The organism is Bradyrhizobium genosp. L, from assembly GCF_015624485.1.
Lineage (GTDB): Bacteria > Pseudomonadota > Alphaproteobacteria > Rhizobiales > Xanthobacteraceae > Bradyrhizobium.
This window is the reverse complement of record NZ_CP061378.1, coordinates 2,831,737-2,846,921: the sequence shown is the minus strand read 5'-3', so window position 1 is coordinate 2,846,921 and position 15,185 is coordinate 2,831,737. Positions and strand designations below refer to the sequence as shown.

Sequence of the window (15,185 nt, the reverse complement as noted above, 5' to 3'; positions counted from 1 at the left end):
AAGTTTTGGCCCCGCACGCGGCCTTCAGCGTCGCGCGATCAGGGAGAACGGGATGGCGGCCGCCGCGGAACAAAGCTCAGCCCAACATCAGGCAACCTGGTACGGCATCGTGCAGCAGACGCTGAAGCGCAACGAGGTTCGCCTCGTGCCCTACGTACCGGACAAGGTGCTGACCCCGCTGATCAAGAGCCTGCACGCCGATCCCTATTTCACGGTGTTTCCGACCGCGCGCGAGGAAGAGGCGGTCGGCATCGTCTCCGGCGCCTGGATGGCCGGAACGCGCGGCGCCGTGCTGATGCAGACCTCGGGCTTCGCCACGCTTGCCAACGTGCTGGCCTCGCTCGCGGTGCCCTATCAGATCCCGCTGATCATGTTCGTCTCCGAGCGCGGCACGCTCGGCGAGTTCAATTACGGCCAGGCGCTGGTCTGCCGCACCATGCGCCCGGTCCTGGATTCGCTGGCCATGGAGCATCACACCGTCACCCGGCTCGACGAGCTCGAATTCATCGCCGACCGCTCGATCAAGCAGGCCGTCACCACCCAGGCGCCGGTGGCGCTGATCCTCAACCCGCTGCTCACCGGCGGCAAGACCTTCGACAAGTGAGATCAGCCATGACCGACACCCAGCGCAACACCAAGGTGATGAACCGCTTCGACCTCACCCAGCGCCTCGTCGCGAAGCTCAAGGACGCGGCCGTGATCGGCGGCATCGGCAACACCAATTTCGACCTCTGGGCCGCCGGCCATCGGCCGCAGAATTTCTACATGCTGGGCAGCATGGGCCTCGCCTTCCCGATCGCGCTCGGCGTGGCGCTGGCGCAGCCCAAGCGGCGGGTGTTCGCGCTCGAAGGCGACGGCTCGCTGCTGATGCAGCTCGGCTGCCTCGCGACCATCGCAGCGCAAGCGCCAAAGAACCTCACTATGGTGGTGATGGACAACGGCATCTACCAGATCACCGGCAGCCAGCCGACGCCGGCCGCCGGCCATACCGACATGGTTGCAGTCGCAATCGCCAGCGGCATCGCCAAGTCGTCCTGGGCCGCCGACGAGGACGATTTCGAGCGGCTGATCGAACAGTCGATGTCGGCGTCAGTGCCGACATTGATCGGCGTCCGCATCGACGACAAGCCCGGCACCGGCACGACGCGGCGCGATCCGGTGCAAATCCGCGAGCGGTTCATGAACGGGATGGGGGTAAGGCAGTTGCTGTAGGGGAACGGCCACCTCCGTCATTGCGAGCGAAGCGAAGCAATCCATCGGTCAGCATAAGCGGATGGATGGATTGCTTCGTCGCTTCGCTCCTCGCAATGACGGGGATGAACCGCGCCGCTCAATTCATCCGCAATTCCGTGATGTGCCTCGGATCCGGCTTCAACTCCCCGCGCTCCACCCGCTTCACGATGTCGGTCAGTGCGGCATTGGCGGTGCAGGCCAGGCCGAGCTTCTCGCCTTCGCGCACCACAAAGCCGTTGAGGAATTCGATCTCGGTGCGGCGGCCCTTCTGCATGTCCTGGCCCATCGAGGGGCGCTGCGCCGATGACATGCGCTTCGAGTCCTTGAAGCGCTGCTCGTCGCAGGCGCGCATCGCCGCCTCGTCGCCCTCGCCGGCGCGGGCGATGGTCTCGGGCTCCAGATGCAGGATCTCCTCGAGCTGGTAGCCCTGCGCCTGTCCGACCCGGATCGCCTCGCTGCCGAGCCGGGTCGAGAAGCGGCGCAGCGGCTCGCTTTGCAGGATCTCGCCACCGGGCAGCCCGGTGCAGGCCGAGAGCCCATTTTGCATCGCGTTGGCGACCAGCTTCGACCAGCGCTCGCCCCACAGGTTCGGCGTAACTTTCGCGCTGTCGGAATAGGCGACGAGACGGCACACCTCCTCCGCACGCGGCGTGATCCGGCCATGCACCTCGCCGGCGCGAAACACGGTGTGCGCGGCGCCGCCCTTGCCGGCGCCGCGGTGGATGTGGCCCGCCTCCGGCAGATTGACGGTGATGCTGCTCGCGATGCAGCCGAGCGTCTTGCCCCAGCCGACGACACCGGCGATGGTCTCCTCGTTCATGCAGTTTTGCAGCGACACGACGTAGCCGTCCGGCGCCAGATATTGCCGGATCATCATGGTGGCCCACGCGGTGTCGTAGGACTTCATGCAGACGAAGGCGATGTCGACCGGCTTCTCCCTTGCCAGCTGCTGCGCGTCGGTGACGTGCAGCGCGCGGACCGGCACGGTGAATTCGGCGACGTCCATGGCGTGGGTGACGCGCAGGCCGTGCTTGCGCATGTGCTCGACATGCTCGGGCCAGGGGTCGATGAAGGTGACATCCTCGCCGGCCTGCACCATGTGCGAACCGGCGTAACCACCGACGGCCCCTGCTCCGACGATTGCGATCTTCCGACCCATGCTGGCCTCCCTGTTTCTTGGTCGATCGAGCGCACCGCCCGCGCCCCTCGTCCGTTGGCAAGCACTGTAGTGGATCGAGGCCATCCGCCAACGGTCCGCTACATGCAAAAGCGGACCCGTGCCATGCCGGCAATCAGGAGCTGGGCGCGGGCGGCGCAGGCTTGCGGGAACTGCGCCGTCTCGGCGGCGGCGCTGCGGCGGCCGGCTTGACGCGAATCCGCATCGAGCCGTCCTTGGGCTGATCGATCTCGAAGGCGTTGGTCTTGCGCACGAGATCGCTCAGATTGCGGAAGCCGTAGGTCCGCTGATCGAAATCGGATGCGAGGTTGGCAAGCCGCCGCCCGACCTCGCCGAGGGCAACCCAGCCGTCCTCGCTTTCCATCTGGGTGATGATCTTCTTGATGAAGGGGACGGCCGCCTCGGGCGGCTGCAGCGACTTCGCGGGCGCAGCCGTACCCTGGGTGCTGGTTACGCCGCCGCGCAAATTCTCGGTGTAGACGAACCTGCGGCAGGCCTGCCGAAAGCTTTCCGGCGTCTTCTGCTCGCCGAACCCGAACACGTCGACGCCATGCTCGCGGATGCGGGCGGCAAGCCGGGTGAAATCGCTGTCCGACGACACCAGGCAGAAGCCGTCGAACCGGCCGCTGTGCAGCAGGTCCATCGCGTCGATGACCAGCGTGATGTCGGACGCGTTCTTTCCGGTGGTGTAGGCGAATTGCTGCTGCGGGATGATGGCGTGCTTGGAGAGGATATCGGCCCAGCCCCGGGATCGCGGATTGGAGAAATCGCCGTAGATGCGGCGGACGCTGGCCTCGCCGATCTTGGCGATCTCCTCGAACAGCCCGTCGGCGATCTTTGCGGATGCATTGTCGGCGTCGATCAGGACGGCAAGACGGGGCGAGCGGAGTTCGGACGGCATGGCGGCGTTCCCCATCGCTGGTCGGAGCACATTGCCCCGCGACGATGGATGGATATAGCGAGGTCCGGGCGCTCGCCGCCAGCGCTAATTTCCCTCGCCTGCGAGCCGGCAACGCAAATCCCCGCGGACGATCGCCCGCGGGGATGGCGTCGATGGCTAGGAATGCCGGATCACTCGATGATCCTGACCACGCGGCGGGTGCGCGGCTCGACGATCACGCGGTGATCGTTGACGATCGCGTAGCGATACTGGGTGTATTGCGGCACCGGGCGCAGCACGACGGTGTCGGGCAAGGGCTCGCCGACCACGACGCGCTCGCGCACCACGACCGACGGCTCGTCGCGCGGAATCGAGGTGATCACCGCATTCGGAATCTCGAGGCCGGCGCCGACCGCAGCACCGACCGTGCCACCAACGATCTCGCCGACGGGACCCGCGACCTCGCCGCCCGCGCGGGCGCCGTTCGCGGCGCCGGCCGCCGTCGTGGATTGTGCAAAGGCCGAACCGGACGCGAGCAGCGACGCGGCGACAAGTGAGATAACAACACGCTTGTTCATCATTCTCCTCCTCCGAGTTGATTGACGCCTCTCAACATCGCGAGGAAAGAAACGTTCCAGTTCCGGCACTGCAACGCGGGTGCGAAACCGGGTTCCGGTGCCATTCCCGCGCACATGAAAATGCCGCCTCGGATCACCTCCGAGGCGGTATTCATCGTTGGTTCAGATCAGCGCTGAATCAGAGCAAGCCCGCACCACGCGCCCATTTGTACTTGGCCCCTAACACCTCGACCGGCAGCTCGGTCGAGTACGCATAGGCCGGGATGCCGTTCTGATAGAGATATTCGGCGGCCTCTTCGACCTCGACGTCGCCGGCGAGCGAGGCGACGATCGGCTTCACAAAGCCCTTGGCCTCCATCTCCTTCTTCACCTCGACCATGTTGCGCGCGAACACCATCGGCGGGGTGACGATGGTGTGCCAGTAGCCGAGGATCAGCGAATGGATGCGCTCGTCCGACAGGCCGAGCTTGACGGTGTTGACATAGGTGATCGGCGGCTCGCCGCCGGTGATGTCGACGGGATTGCCGGCCGCGCCGAACGGCGGGATGAATTTACGGAACGCCGCATCGAGGTCCGGCGGCATCTGCATCAGCGACAGGCCGTTGTCGACGCAAGAGTCGGACAACAGCACGCCGGAGCCGCCGGCGCCGGTGATGATCAGCACGTTCTCGCCCTTCGGCGTCGGCAGCACCGGCACGCCGCGGGCAAATTCCAGCAGCTGCCGCAATGACCGGGCGCGGATCACGCCGGACTGCTTGAACACGTCCTCATAGATCTTGTCGTTGCCGGCAAGCGCGCCGGTGTGCGACGAGGCCGCTTTCGCGCCGGCCGAGGTGCGGCCGGCCTTGAGCACGACCACCGGCTTCTTCTTGGAGACGCGTTTTGCAGCTTCCGCAAAGGCGCGGCCGTCCTTCAGGTCCTCGCAGTGCTGCGCGATCAGGTTGGTGTTGGGGTCCTGCTCGAAGAAGGCGAGCAGATCGTCCTCGTCGATGTCGGACTTGTTGCCGAGGCCGACGATCGCGGAAACGCCCATCTTGGCCGAGCGCGAGAAGCCGATGATTGCCATGCCGATGCCGCCGGACTGCGACGACAGCGCGGCGTGGCCCTTGACGTCATAGGCGGTGCAGAAGGTGGCGCAGAGGTTGGCCGGCGTATAGTAGAAGCCATAGATGTTCGGCCCCATCAGGCGGATATTGTACTTCTTGCCGACCTCGACGATCTCGGCCTGCAATTCGGGCGCGCCGGCCTCGGCAAAGCCCGAGGGAATCAGCACCGCGCCCGGGATTTTCTTCTCGCCGCACTCGGCGAGCGCGCCGGCGACGAATTTCGCGGGAATCGCGAACACCGCGGTGTCGATCACGCCCGGCACGTCCTTGACGCTCTTGTAGGCCTTGTAGCCCAAAATCTCCGCGGCCTTGGGGTGGATCGGGTAGATCTCGCCCTTGTAGCCGCCATTGATCAGGTTCTTCATCACGGAATTGCCGATCTTGCCGTCCTCGGCGGAGGCGCCGATCACGGCGACGCCCTTCGGCTGCATGATGCGGCTCATCGCGGCCACGATCTCTTCGGTCGGGCGCGGCGCCGGGCGCGGCTTGTAGTCGAAGTCGACCACGATGCGGACGTCGGCCGCGATCGCATTCGCCTTGGTCGCGAACACCGGGTTGAGGTCGAGCTCGACGATCTCGGGGAAGTCGCTGACCAGCTGCGAGACCTTGACGATGACGTCAGCCAGCGCCTCGCGGTTGACGGGGTCGCCGCCGCGCACGCCCTTCAGCATCTCATGGGCCTGGATGCCGTCGAGCATCGACAGCGCATCGTCCCTGGTCGCGGGCGCCAGGCGGAAGGTGATGTCCTTGAGCACCTCGACCAGCACGCCGCCGAGGCCGAAGGCGACCAGCTTGCCGAACGAGCCGTCGGTGATCGAGCCGACGATCACCTCGGTGCCGCCGGCCAGCATCTGCTGTACCTGGATGCCCTCGATCTTGGCGTCAGCCTTGTACTTCCTGGCATTCGCCAGGATGGTCTCGTAGCTCGTCTCGGCCTCGGCCGCGCTCTTGACGCCGACCACGACGCCGCCGGCCTCGGTCTTGTGCAGGATATCCGGCGAGACGATCTTCATCACGACAGGGAAACCCATGTCGGAGGCGATGCGGGCGGCATCAGTGGCGGACTTGGCGACGCCCTCCTTCGGCACCGGAATGCCGTAGGCGTCGCATACCACCTTGCCTTCGGGCGCGGTGAGGCTCGTGCGCTTGTCGGCCTTGACCGCATCGAGAATTTTGCGGACCGCATCCTTCGCATTTGACATTGGCTTCCTCCTGGGACAGATTTCGTGGCATTTGGTATGCCAAAAACGCAATTGTCAAGCGGATCGAGGGCCCAAAAATATCGGGAAACAAGGCCATCTTGACATTCTGGTATTTGGCATGCCAAAAAACTAAGGTAATTTCTTCTGCTAAGAAGACGTCTCCTAGAGGAGGAGACGAGTCGTGCCCGAACCAAAACAGATCAAGGCGTCGCTCAACATGGCTGACACAGACATCGCCATCGTCCGGATCGCGCCCGAGACGAGCTTCAAGAACAAGGCCTATGAAGCCTTGAAGGAAGCGATCCTGAAGATGGACATCTACGCGACGCCGGAGCCGGTGATGCTCGACGAGCGCGCGCTGTCCGAACGGCTCGGCGTCAGCCGTACGCCGATCCGCGAAGCGATCGCGATGCTCGAGCAGGACGGCTTTGTGAAGACCGTGCCGCGCCGCGGCATCGTCGTGGTCCGTCGCAGCAAGGCCGAGATCGTCGACATGATCCGCGCCTGGGCCGCGCTGGAGAGCATGGCCGCGCGCCTGATCACCACCACCGCGCGCAAGAAGGACATCTCCTCGCTGCGCGACTTCTTCAAGGATTTCGGCCCCGACCGGCTGCCGCAGGATCACGTCGAGGAATATTCCAAAGCCAACATCGCCTTCCACCAGGCGCTGATCTCGCTGTCGGAATCGCCCGTGCTGGTCGACCTCACCAACGATCTCCTCTTGCATGTGCGCGGCTATCGCCAGCTCACGATCGGCCGCAAGGACCGCACCGCGACCTCGCTGCCCGAGCATCTCGGGATCATCGAGGCGCTCGAAGCCCGCGACACCGAGCTCGCCGAAAAGCGCGCCCGCGACCATACGCTCGGCCTTGCCGCCTATGTCGAGGCGCACGGCCAGGAGCTATTCACGTAGAGAACTGTTCACTTAGAGACTTTGAGTCCACTCGCTTCAGACGACACAGAGATCGTCCGAACAAGAACGATCAGGGAGACGAGGCCGATGCTGAATACCGCCGCCAAGTCCGAGGCACCGGGCACCGAGCAGGAGCTCACTGATGGCTTCCACCTCGTCATCGATGCGCTCAAGCTCAACGGCATCAACACCGTCTATGGTGTGCCGGGCATCCCGATCACGGACCTGGGCCGCATGGCCCAGGCGGCGGGCATTCGCGTGCTCTCCTTCCGCCACGAGCAGAACGCCGGCTACGCCGCCTCGATCGCCGGCTTCCTCACCAAGAAGCCCGGCGTCTGCCTCACGGTGTCGGCGCCCGGCTTCCTCAACGGCCTCACCGCGCTGGCGCACGCCACCACCAACTGCTTCCCGATGATCCTGATCTCGGGCTCCTCCGAGCGCGAGATCGTCGACCTGCAGCAGGGCGACTATGAGGAGATGGACCAGCTCGCAATCGCCAAGCCGCTGTGCAAGGCGGCCTTCCGCGTGCTGCACGCCCAGGACATCGGCATCGGGCTGGCGCGCGCCATCCGCGCCGCGGTGTCGGGCCGTCCCGGCGGCGTCTATCTCGATCTCCCCGCAAAGCTGTTCGGCCAGGTGATGGACGCCGCGGCCGGCGAGAAGTCGCTGGTCAAGGTGATCGACGCAGCGCCGGCGCAGCTCCCTGCCCCGTCCGCGGTCAAGCGCGCGCTCGACGTGCTCAAGGGCGCCAAGCGTCCGCTGATCATCCTCGGCAAGGGCGCCGCCTATGCGCAGGCCGACGAGGCGATCAAGGCCTTCGTCGAGAAGAGCGGCGTGCCGTTCTTGCCGATGAGCATGGCCAAGGGCCTGTTGCCCGACCTGCATCCGCAATGCGCCGGCGCCGCGCGCTCGACCGTGCTGAAGGATGCCGACGTCGTGATGCTGATCGGCGCCAGGCTGAACTGGCTGCTGTCGCACGGCAAGGGCAAGAGCTGGGGCGAGGCGCCGAAGCAATTCATCCAGGTCGACATCGAGCCGAAGGAGATGGATTCCAACGTCGAGATCACAGCCCCCGTGGTCGGCGATATCGGCTCCTGCGTCTCGGCATTCCTCGACGCCATGGGCGCGAACTGGACCGCGGCGCCGAGCGACTGGCTCGCCACCGTGGCCAAGAAGCGTGACGACAACGTCGCCAAGATGGCGCCGAAGCTGATGAGCAACGCCTCGCCGATGGACTATCACGGCGCGCTCGGCGCGCTGCGCGCCATCATCGCGGAACGCCCGGAGACCATCTTCGTCAACGAAGGCGCCAACACGCTCGACCTCGCCCGCGGCGTCGTCGACATGCACAAGCCGCGCAAGCGGCTCGACGTCGGCACCTGGGGCGTGATGGGCATCGGCATGGGCTATTCGATCGCGGCCGCGATCGAGACCGGCCACCCCGTGCTCGCGGTCGAAGGCGACAGCGCCTTCGGCTTCTCCGGCATGGAGGTCGAGACCATCTGCCGCTACAGGCTGCCGATCTGCATCGTGATCTTCAACAATGACGGCATCTATCGCGGCACCGACGTCAACAACGCGAGCTCCGATCCCGCGACCACCGTGTTCGTCAAGGGCTCGCGCTACGACAAGATGATGGAAGCCTTCGGCGGTATTGGCGTCAACGCGACCTCGCCGGACGAGCTGAAGCGTGCGGTCAACGCGGCGCTCGATAGCGGCAAGCCGACCTTGATCAACGCGGTGATCGATCCAGCCGCAGGCTCGGAGAGCGGCCGCATCGGCAACCTCAATCCGCAGAGCGTTCTGCAGAAGAAGAAGTAGTTCATCCCCTCAACCCAATCACTCCCTGCGGGTGCAGGGGCTACAAGAGTACGGAGCACACGATATGACCAAGGCGCTGAAGGGCGTTCGCATTCTCGATTTCACCCACGTCCAGTCGGGCCCGACCTGCACGCAATTGCTGGCCTGGTTCGGCGCCGACGTGATCAAGGTCGAGCGTCCCGGCGTCGGCGACATCACGCGCGGCCAGCTGCAGGACATCCCGAACGTGGACAGCCTGTATTTCACCATGCTGAACCACAACAAGCGCTCGATCACGCTCGACACCAAGAACCCGAAGGGCAAGGAGGTGCTGACCGCGCTGATCAAGAGCTGCGACGTGCTGGTCGAGAACTTCGGCCCCGGCGTGCTCGACCGCATGGGCTTCCCCTGGGAGAAGATCCAGGCCATCAACCCGAAGATGATCGTCGCCTCGATCAAGGGTTTTGGCCCCGGCCCGTACGAGGATTGCAAGGTCTACGAGAACGTCGCGCAGTGCACCGGCGGCGCCGCCTCCACCACCGGCTTCCGCGACGGCCTGCCGCTGGTCACCGGCGCGCAGATCGGCGACAGCGGCACCGGGCTGCATCTCGCGCTCGGCATCGTCACCGCGCTCTACCAGCGCACGCACTCCGGCAAGGGCCAGAAGGTCACCGCGGCGATGCAGGACGGCGTGCTGAATCTGGCGCGCGTGAAGCTGCGCGACCAGCAGCGGCTCGCCCATGGTCCGCTGAAGGAATACAGCCAGTTCGGCGAAGGCATCCCGTTCGGCGATGCCGTGCCGCGCGCCGGCAACGATTCCGGCGGAGGGCAGCCCGGCCGCATCCTCAAGTGCAAGGGCTGGGAGACCGACCCGAACGCCTACATCTACTTCATCACCCAGGCCCCGGTCTGGGAGAAGATCTGCGACGTGATCGGCGAGCCGACCTGGAAGACCGATGCGAACTATGCCAAGCCGGCCGCCCGCCTGCCGCGGCTGAATGAGATCTTCGCCCGCATCGAGCAGTGGACGATGACGAAGACGAAATTCGAGGCGATGGAGATCCTCAACAAGGACGACATCCCCTGCGGCCCGATCCTGTCGATGAAGGAGCTCGCCGAGGACCAGTCGCTGCGCGCGACCGGCACCGTGGTCGAGGTCGATCACCCGACCCGCGGCAAGTACCTCTCGGTCGGCAACCCGATCAAGCTGTCGGATTCCCCGAGCGACGTCGCCCGCTCGCCGCTGCTCGGTGAGCACACCGACGAGATCCTGCGCGAGGTGCTCGGCTTCTCGGATCACCAGGTCGCCGAAATCCACGACTCCGGCGCGCTCGATCCGCCGCGCAAGCAGGCGGCGGAGTAAGGACACTCCATCTCACCTGCAAGGGCTGCATCTCACCTGCAAGGGCCGCCGGATTTCCGGCGGCCTTTCTCATGCGTGGTCGTGCAATCGGCCGATCGGGCCGTCGGCGTCGCATGACGCAACACCGAAGATCTCGCATCATCAGGCTTCCGCCGTCTCAGGAAACCTTGATCGGAATGCCGGAGACGTGGAACACCTCGAGATTGCCGGGCGCCCATTGCGGCAGGGTTCCCCGGGCATAGTACTGGCAGTTGACGATGCCGCTGCCGTTGCCCTGCCGCGACCCGACGCCGGCCGCATTCATCCGCAGATAGGCATTCGGGTAGTTGAAGGAGCGGATCGCAACGACCGGGCTGTTCGGGATCGCGACGAACTGGAACACCTCGTCGTTCCCCGGCACCGCCTGCGGCTGGGTGCCCTGAGGGTAGTACTGGCAGTTGACCGTCCCGCTTCCGGCGGCATTGAATTCGGTGACGCTCGCGCCGTCGATGCGCAGATACGCATTTGCGGACACGATCGACCTGAGCGCGAACGCCGTGTCGGAGACTGGGACGAACAAGAAGACCTCATCATTGCCCGTCGCAGTGACCGGCTCGCTTCCCGGTGCATAGAACTGGCAGTTGACGGTGCCGCTGCCGGCACCGCTGGAGCTGGTCACCCTGGAGGTGTCCATGCGCAGGAACGCGAAGAAATTGCTCGCGGAACGAATCCAGATATCAGTCATGACGCTGTTCTCCTCGGAGTGGGGTTCTCCTGTTGGAAACCGGTGAGCCGCGAACCTGTCGCAGCACCGGCTGATGTCGCGAGAGGTCGCCAGGCGATCCCGCTTGCTTCTGACGCTAATGCACGCCGAGCGTGTGTTGCCGTGATCCAAATCACAGCGGCGCGCACAAGAAAGTTTGCTCGTTGTTTCCAACGCGCCTCAGTCGATGGGCCTGTCGTCGAGGCCAGCGAACGTTGCTCAACAGTTCGCGAGACATCTAACTAAATGCGTTCAATTGGGCGCCTCACGCGAACTGCGCCATCAGCAGCCGTCGCACCTCGCCGACCAGCGCCGGCTCGTTCGGCTTCGGCGGCAGCAGACAAAACTCGGCGTCGGGCATTTCGGGAAGCTCGTCGGATGCCAAGCGCCGCACGCCTGATGGCGCGGCCGAGGCGTTCAGGCAGGTGACGCCGAGGCCGGCGGCGACCGCCATATGCAGACCGGCGACGCCTGAGGCCGTCATCACGACGTCGAACTTGACCCGATGGCGGTTCAGTGTGCGCACGATCGCGCGCTGCAGCGAACAGGTTTCGGGCAAGGTGACGAGCGGCCAGCGCGCGGCCTTCGCGGGCTTGAAGCCGTCGGGCGCGATCCATGACACCCTCTCGCGGGCGATCAGGATGCGGCCGTCGTCGGGTGCCTTGCGCCTGAGGTCGACGAGCCGCATCGAGATGCCGATGTCGAAATCCTCGGGATCCTCCTCGATCAGCGCGCTCTTGCGCACCGAGACCTGCAGCCGCAGCCGAGGATAGCGCGCGCGGATCCGCGCCAGCACGTCGATCACCTGCGTCGGACGGAAATAGTCGGTCATCGCGAGCCTGAGCGTGCCCGCGATCTCGATGCCCTGCACGTCCTGATAGGCGAGCTCGGAGAGGCCGAGCAGCGCCCGCGCGTGCTGCAGCAGCCGTTCGCCGGCCGGCGTCGGCTGCGCGCCGGCCTTGCCGCGGATCAACAGCGGACGGCCGCAGGCCTCCTCGAGCTTCTGCATCTGCTCGCTGAGCGCGGATTGCGAGCGGTGCACCCGGCGCGAGGCCGCGGTCAGGCTGCCGGTCTCGCAGATCACGACAAAGGCGTGCAGCAGATCGAGGTCGAGGCGCATGGGTCAATCCATCGGCTAATCCGATGGATCATACCATATATTCCCGCTTTTTCGATCGATAAATCCGGCTAGCGTGCGTCACGGGTTGGGAAAACGATTGGAGAGTTCGATGCCCGGAATCAAGCTGACCGTATCGGGAAGGCCCGATCAGGCGCTGAGCCGCCGCCTTGCCGTGGAGCTCACCGCCCTCACCTGCAGGACGCTGCGCAAGAAGCCCGAGCGAACCATGGTGCAGGTCCACTACATCGAGCCCGAGCACTGGTTCATCGATCAACGCTCGCTGGCCGATCACGGCAAGAACTCGTTCCGGCTCGAGGTGACCATCACCGAGGACACCAACACGCGGGGCGAGAAGATCGCCTACCACCGGCAGGCCTTCGCGCTGCTGTCGGAATTGATCGGCAATCTGCATCCGCATTCGAACGTCCACATCGTCGACTGCGGCGCAGTGTCCTACGGTTACGGCGGCTTCACCCAGGAACATCGCTACAACCAGGATGGAGCGTGAGGCATGATCGTCGCGATCGTGCGCTTTGACCTGCCGCCTGGCACCACCCGCGATATGGCGCGGGCGCTCTACGACCAGAGCGCCCGCGGCTGGCTCGGCAATCCGGACCTGGTCGAGAAATATTACCTGTTCGACGCAGAGCGCTCGGAAGGTGGCGGCATTTACGTCTGGCGCTCGCACGCCGCCGTCGAGCGCTGGCACGGTGCCGACTACCGGGCGATGGTCGCCGCGCGCTACGGTTCCGCGCCGCGGATCGAGGTGTTCGAAGCACCGCTGCGCCTTGATCCCGCCAGCGGGACGGCGGAGACATGATTGGGAGAAGCGCGATTTTCCCCGCCGCGGGCGACCGCGGCGGTTCCCTGTTGCGCAGAGGTCGTCGTCGGCCCTCAAACGGGACCCGATCGACGGACGGCATATAATTAGAATTTACATTAAATAATTTTTATAATACGATTTAAATTACAACTTATTAAATTGTATTTAAATTAAGCCCCGCGCCTGACTTGGGGATTTCACGTTTTCGACCATGACGCTTTCGTATCCGACGGTTGTTTTATTCGGCGCTGCATCGTCGCCGCTCATTCCTGACGGGCTCAAATTTGGGAGGCCTGGAACGATGCAAGGCGACGTAAAGGGACCGGAGCAGACGCGAATCCAGCAAGCCACCAACGAGGCCTTGCGGGTCCTTGCCGGCGGCCATGAAGATCGTGACCCGCCACCTGCACGACTTATCGGGGAATTCTCGCTACCAATTGCGAGCCCGCATGTCGGCCGTCCTCGTCGCTGGCGGCGATTTCTTGCTTTCGGTTTTGCCGCCGCTGCCTCGCTTGCCGCGACGATATTCGTTGCTCTCTATTTTGACGTCATCGCGCCGAAACTCGTCGGACAAGCGGTTGATCGGCCGATGCTGGCCGGGAAGACCGCTGAAGACACGACCGCCGGCGAACCCGTCCCCACAGGCCGCGACCTCGATTATATGGCAGAGTTGTTGCGCGACGCGACCAACGAGAAGGAGCAGATCAGAAAGTCGACGGAAACCACGATCGCGGAGCTGCAGCAAGAGCGCGAAAAGACTGCGGTGCTGACCAACGACCTTACCAAAGCGCGCCGTGACTTCGAAACGAAGCTCGCCTCGTCGAACACGGCGGCGGATGACGCGGCCAAGTTCAGAAAGTCGGCGGAAACTGCGACCGCAGAGCTGGAGCGGGAACGCCAGAGGACCGCCGCGCTAACCAGCGAACTGGCTGCCGCGCGCCGCGACTTCGAGGCGAAGCTGGCGTCGTCGAGCGCAGCGGCCGATGACGCGACCGAGCTCAGAAAGTCGGCGGAAACTGCGACCGCAGAGCTGGAGCAGGAACGCCAAAGGACCGCAGCGCTGACCAGCGAACTGGCTGCCGCGCGCCACGACTTCGAGGCGAAGCTGGCGTCGTCGAGCGCAGCGGCCGATGACGCGGCCAAGCTCAGAAAGTCGGCGGAAACTACGACCGCAGAGCTGGAGCAGGAACGCCAAAGGACCGCAGCGCTGACCGGCGAACTGGCTGCCGCGCGCCGCGACTTCGAGGCGAAGCTGGCGTCGTCGAGCGCAGCGGCCGATGACGCGGCCAAGCTCAGAAAGTCAGCGGAAACTGCGACCGCAGAGCTGCAGCGGGAGCGCCAAAAGACCGCCGCGCTGACCAGCGAACTGGCCGCCGCGCGCCGCGACTTCGAGGCGAAGCTGGCATCGTCGAGCGCAGCGGCCGATGACGCGACCAAGCTCAGAAAGTCGGCTGAAACTACGACCGCAGAGCTGGAGCAGGAACGCCAAAGGACCGCAGCGCTGACCAGCGAACTGGCTGCCGCGCGCCGCGACTTCGAGGCGAAGCTGGCGTCGTCGAGCGCAGCGGCCGATGACGCGACCAAGCTCGGAAGGTCGCTGGAAATTGCGAACTCGGAGCTGCAGCAGGAGCGCCAAAAGACCGCGGCGCTGACCGGCGAACTGGCCGCCGCGCGCCGCGACTTCGAGAAAAAGCTGGCGTCGAACTCCGGGGCCGACGACGCCCGGCTCAAAACGTCGGCGGACGCAGTAACGGCCAGGGCTCCGCAGGAGCGCCAGGGGAATGGCCCGCCCATGCGTGGTCCTGATCGCGCGCAGCCGGCCCTCGAATCCGCCGTGGCGCCTGATCGCATCGAGGAACGAGCGGTTCCGCCGAAGCCGATCGTGGCGCCGCAACTGGCTCCCGAAAGAAATGTCGATGCGGAAGACCGGCTGGTCGCGCGCGCCAACGAGCTGCTCGCCCAGGGAAATATCAGCGGGGCCCGCAGTGTTCTCGAACGCGCGGTGGAGATGGGCAGCGCCGGAGCAAGCTTCGCGATCGCAGAGACCTATGACCCGCGCGTCCTTTCGGGCTGGAAGACGTATGGTACCCGCGGCGATGCGGCGAAGGCACGAGAGTTCTATGCCAGGGCGGCTGCCGGCGGCATCGCAAAGGCCAAGGATCGATTGGAGTCGTTACCTAAGTGAAAATTGACGTCTCGGCCGCAGGCACCGGTTCGCAGCTTTGATGACCCGTCCGGGAGCTTGAGC

General features: G+C 65.0%; 14 protein-coding genes. 8 read left to right on the top strand and 6 right to left on the bottom strand.

Annotation, left to right across the window (positions count from 1 at the left end):
- Nucleotides 1–52 precede the first annotated feature (52 nt).
- On the top strand, nucleotides 53–604 hold the full coding sequence (locus IC762_RS13215; protein ID WP_195789212.1) for a thiamine pyrophosphate-binding protein: 552 nt from the start codon (nucleotides 53–55) through the stop codon (nucleotides 602–604).
- Between the two features lie 8 nt (nucleotides 605–612).
- Nucleotides 613–1,212, top strand: a complete 600-nt coding sequence (locus tag IC762_RS13210; protein WP_195789211.1) for a thiamine pyrophosphate-dependent enzyme — start codon at nucleotides 613–615, stop codon at nucleotides 1,210–1,212.
- A gap of 118 nt (nucleotides 1,213–1,330) precedes the next feature.
- On the opposite strand, the gene IC762_RS13205 is transcribed toward IC762_RS13210, so the two are convergent.
- From IC762_RS13205 to IC762_RS13190, 4 genes are all read right to left on the bottom strand, one after another.
- Nucleotides 1,331–2,392 carry a ketopantoate reductase family protein gene (locus IC762_RS13205; protein ID WP_195789210.1) on the bottom strand — a complete coding sequence of 354 codons (1,062 nt, stop codon included), beginning with the start codon at nucleotides 2,390–2,392 and terminating at the stop codon, nucleotides 1,331–1,333.
- 133 nt (nucleotides 2,393–2,525) lie between these two features.
- Nucleotides 2,526–3,311 (bottom strand): NYN domain-containing protein, encoded by a 786-nt coding sequence (locus IC762_RS13200; RefSeq protein WP_195789209.1) that lies wholly within the window; start codon nucleotides 3,309–3,311, stop codon nucleotides 2,526–2,528.
- Nucleotides 3,312–3,481: 170 nt separating this feature from the next.
- Nucleotides 3,482–3,868 (bottom strand): DUF1236 domain-containing protein, encoded by a 387-nt coding sequence (locus IC762_RS13195; protein ID WP_195789208.1) that lies wholly within the window; start codon nucleotides 3,866–3,868, stop codon nucleotides 3,482–3,484.
- A 178-nt stretch (nucleotides 3,869–4,046) separates the two neighbouring features.
- On the bottom strand, nucleotides 4,047–6,176 hold the full coding sequence (locus IC762_RS13190) for an acetate--CoA ligase family protein (RefSeq protein WP_195789207.1): 2,130 nt from the start codon (nucleotides 6,174–6,176) through the stop codon (nucleotides 4,047–4,049).
- 217 nt (nucleotides 6,177–6,393) lie between these two features.
- Between IC762_RS13190 and IC762_RS13185 the strand changes: the two genes are divergently transcribed.
- The 3 genes from IC762_RS13185 (at nucleotide 6,394) to frc (ending at nucleotide 10,252) form a co-directional block, all read left to right on the top strand.
- Nucleotides 6,394–7,089, top strand: a complete 696-nt coding sequence (locus IC762_RS13185; protein ID WP_195790114.1) for a GntR family transcriptional regulator — start codon at nucleotides 6,394–6,396, stop codon at nucleotides 7,087–7,089.
- Nucleotides 7,090–7,176: 87 nt separating this feature from the next.
- Nucleotides 7,177–8,910 carry an oxalyl-CoA decarboxylase gene (oxc, locus tag IC762_RS13180; protein ID WP_195789206.1) on the top strand — a complete coding sequence of 578 codons (1,734 nt, stop codon included), beginning with the start codon at nucleotides 7,177–7,179 and terminating at the stop codon, nucleotides 8,908–8,910.
- A gap of 64 nt (nucleotides 8,911–8,974) precedes the next feature.
- Nucleotides 8,975–10,252, top strand: a complete 1,278-nt coding sequence (gene frc, locus IC762_RS13175; RefSeq protein ID WP_195789205.1) for a formyl-CoA transferase — start codon at nucleotides 8,975–8,977, stop codon at nucleotides 10,250–10,252.
- 157 nt (nucleotides 10,253–10,409) lie between these two features.
- Here the strand turns inward: frc and IC762_RS13170 are convergent, their stop codons facing one another.
- Both IC762_RS13170 and IC762_RS13165 read right to left on the bottom strand, forming a co-directional pair.
- Nucleotides 10,410–10,976 carry a hypothetical protein gene (locus IC762_RS13170; RefSeq protein WP_195789204.1) on the bottom strand — a complete coding sequence of 189 codons (567 nt, stop codon included), beginning with the start codon at nucleotides 10,974–10,976 and terminating at the stop codon, nucleotides 10,410–10,412.
- Nucleotides 10,977–11,259: 283 nt separating this feature from the next.
- Nucleotides 11,260–12,114, bottom strand: a complete 855-nt coding sequence (locus IC762_RS13165) for a LysR family transcriptional regulator (protein ID WP_195789203.1) — start codon at nucleotides 12,112–12,114, stop codon at nucleotides 11,260–11,262.
- Nucleotides 12,115–12,223: 109 nt separating this feature from the next.
- Between IC762_RS13165 and IC762_RS13160 the strand changes: the two genes are divergently transcribed.
- From IC762_RS13160 to IC762_RS13150, 3 genes are all read left to right on the top strand, one after another.
- Nucleotides 12,224–12,622, top strand: coding sequence for a tautomerase family protein (locus tag IC762_RS13160; RefSeq protein WP_195789202.1), 399 nt, complete (start codon nucleotides 12,224–12,226; stop codon nucleotides 12,620–12,622).
- A gap of 3 nt (nucleotides 12,623–12,625) precedes the next feature.
- Nucleotides 12,626–12,934, top strand: a complete 309-nt coding sequence (locus tag IC762_RS13155) for a monooxygenase (protein WP_195789201.1) — start codon at nucleotides 12,626–12,628, stop codon at nucleotides 12,932–12,934.
- Between the two features lie 214 nt (nucleotides 12,935–13,148).
- Entirely contained in the window at nucleotides 13,149–15,122 is a 1,974-nt protein-coding gene (locus tag IC762_RS13150; protein ID WP_195789200.1) for a hypothetical protein, read from the top strand.
- Nucleotides 15,123–15,185 lie beyond the last annotated feature (63 nt).

Bases quoted from the DNA above. Each gene is read 5' to 3' on its own strand.
- IC762_RS13200 (WP_195789209.1), bottom strand. From the start codon at position 3,311: ATGCCGTCCGAACTCCGCTCGCCCCGTCTTGCCGTCCTGATCGACGCC.
- IC762_RS13195 (WP_195789208.1), bottom strand. From the start codon at position 3,868: ATGAACAAGCGTGTTGTTATCTCACTTGTCGCCGCGTCGCTGCTCGCG.
- oxc (WP_195789206.1), top strand. From the start codon at position 7,177: ATGCTGAATACCGCCGCCAAGTCCGAGGCACCGGGCACCGAGCAGGAG.
- IC762_RS13150 (WP_195789200.1), top strand. From the start codon at position 13,149: ATGACGCTTTCGTATCCGACGGTTGTTTTATTCGGCGCTGCATCGTCG.
- IC762_RS13155 (WP_195789201.1), top strand. From the start codon at position 12,626: ATGATCGTCGCGATCGTGCGCTTTGACCTGCCGCCTGGCACCACCCGC.
- IC762_RS13215 (WP_195789212.1), top strand. From the start codon at position 53: ATGGCGGCCGCCGCGGAACAAAGCTCAGCCCAACATCAGGCAACCTGG.
- IC762_RS13185 (WP_195790114.1), top strand. From the start codon at position 6,394: ATGGCTGACACAGACATCGCCATCGTCCGGATCGCGCCCGAGACGAGC.
- IC762_RS13210 (WP_195789211.1), top strand. From the start codon at position 613: ATGACCGACACCCAGCGCAACACCAAGGTGATGAACCGCTTCGACCTC.
- IC762_RS13170 (WP_195789204.1), bottom strand. From the start codon at position 10,976: ATGACTGATATCTGGATTCGTTCCGCGAGCAATTTCTTCGCGTTCCTG.
- IC762_RS13205 (WP_195789210.1), bottom strand. From the start codon at position 2,392: ATGGGTCGGAAGATCGCAATCGTCGGAGCAGGGGCCGTCGGTGGTTAC.
- frc (WP_195789205.1), top strand. From the start codon at position 8,975: ATGACCAAGGCGCTGAAGGGCGTTCGCATTCTCGATTTCACCCACGTC.
- IC762_RS13165 (WP_195789203.1), bottom strand. From the start codon at position 12,114: ATGCGCCTCGACCTCGATCTGCTGCACGCCTTTGTCGTGATCTGCGAG.
- IC762_RS13160 (WP_195789202.1), top strand. From the start codon at position 12,224: ATGCCCGGAATCAAGCTGACCGTATCGGGAAGGCCCGATCAGGCGCTG.
- IC762_RS13190 (WP_195789207.1), bottom strand. From the start codon at position 6,176: ATGTCAAATGCGAAGGATGCGGTCCGCAAAATTCTCGATGCGGTCAAG.